The organism is Paraburkholderia sp. BR10872 (genome assembly GCF_040965835.1).
GTDB lineage: Bacteria > Pseudomonadota > Gammaproteobacteria > Burkholderiales > Burkholderiaceae > Paraburkholderia > Paraburkholderia nodosa_A.
In genome coordinates this window covers 1-1,607 of the sequence record NZ_JBFRCN010000132.1, presented here as the reverse complement: position 1 = coordinate 1,607, position 1,607 = coordinate 1, and the positions used below count along the sequence as shown (strand labels likewise).

The 1,607-nt window shown below is 56.4% G+C and carries 1 protein-coding gene; it reads left to right on the top strand.

All coding sequences use genetic code 11. The features are described from left to right. Positions 1–40: 40 nt before the first annotated feature. The gene (locus AB4Y43_RS40330; RefSeq protein WP_069264554.1) at positions 41–1,579 is read left to right on the top strand and encodes an IS3 family transposase; all 1,539 of its coding nucleotides are present in this window, start codon (positions 41–43) and stop codon (positions 1,577–1,579) included. The last annotated feature ends 28 nt before the right edge of the window (positions 1,580–1,607 follow it).

Sequence of the window (1,607 nt, the reverse complement as noted above, 5' to 3'; positions counted from 1 at the left end):
GGGGGTGCGGCGGAATTCTTGGACTATTAGGAGCTGGCCCATGTATTCATACGAAGAACGCATCCGAGCGGTCAAACTCTACTTGAAGCTTGGAAAGCGCCTCACCGCGACGGTTCGTCAGTTGGGCTATCCCACAACGAAATCGCTCGAACGTTGGTATCACACGTACGAGCGATGTCTGGATTTGCCGAAGGAACGTATCTGCTTGAGGCCGCGCTATTCGGCGGAACAAAAAAAAGCGGCTACAGACCACTATATGAGTCATGGCCAGTGTCTGGCAGTAACGACAAAGGCCTTGGGATATCCGGGACGCGGGACGCTCGTCGCCTGGCTCGACGAGCTGCATCCTGAGCGAAAGAAGCGCGTTCTCGGGAAGGCTTCGGGTATTCGGTATGCACCGGAGCTCAGGCAGACAGCGGTCATCGATCTGTGCACTCGACGAGAAAGCGCGGAGGAAGTTGCTAAAAGGATTGGCGTGAGCCGGCCAACGTTGTACAACTGGAGAGATCGGTTACTCGGTCAGGAGGCTGCTTCAGCCATGACACGCCGCAACGATCCGCCGCAGAGCTCCGAGAAAGCGACGCTGGAGCAGCAAGTCGAATCACTCCGACGAGACATCCGGAAGCTCCAGATTGAACACGACATTCTGAAGAAGGCCAATGAAATATTAAAAAAAGGCCAGGGCGTCAACCCGCAACTCCTGACGAATCGGGAGAAGACGGCGCTGGTTGATGCCCTGAAACAGACTTACACGCTGCCGGAGCTTTTGGCTGAATTGGGGCTCGCCCGTAGCTCCTACTTCTATCACCGGGCGCGGATACAGGCTGCCGACAAGTATGCGGGTGTACGCAGTGCCATCGCAGATATCTTTGAATTAAACCACCGCTGCTACGGATATCGCCGGGTGCGCGCGGCACTTGGCAGGCAGAAAGTCTTCATCTCGGAGAAGGTCGTTCGGCGCTTGATGAAGCAGGAGCAGCTAAGCGCGGCCACAACGAGGCGACGTCGATACGGCTCCTACGCTGGAGAAATAGGTCCAGCTCCAGAGAACCTTATCAACCGGGATTTCCGTGCCGCAGCACCGAATGAAAAGTGGCTCACAGACATCACTGAGTTCCAGATTCCTGCTGGCAAAGTCTATCTGTCGCCAGTTATTGATTGCTTCGATGGGCTTGTGATCAGCTGGTCGATCGGTACGCGACCAGACGCCGAACTCGTAAACACGATGCTCGATGCCGCCATCGAAGCAATCGGTAGCAGCGACAGCCGACCTGTTGTCCATTCAGATCGCGGTGCGCACTATCGCTGGCCAGGCTGGCTTGCCCGGATACGTGAGGCAAGGCTGATTCGCTCAATGTCGCGCAAGGGCTGCTCGCCCGATAACGCAGCGTGCGAAGGATTCTTTGGACGGCTGAAAACGGAACTGTTTTACTCTCGGGACTGGCAGACCGTCAGCACCGACCAGTTCATCGAGGTCGTTGACTCGTACATTCGCTGGTACAACGAGAAACGGATCAAGATCTCGCTTGGCGCACTCAGTCCGATTGAATACCGGGAGAGCCTCGGGCTGACGACATAAACCCGTCCAAGAATTCCGCCGCACCCCC

Excerpts from the sequence above, each read along its gene's own strand:
- AB4Y43_RS40330 (WP_069264554.1), top strand. The coding sequence starts at position 41 with ATGTATTCATACGAAGAACGCATCCGAGCGGTCAAACTCTACTTGAAG.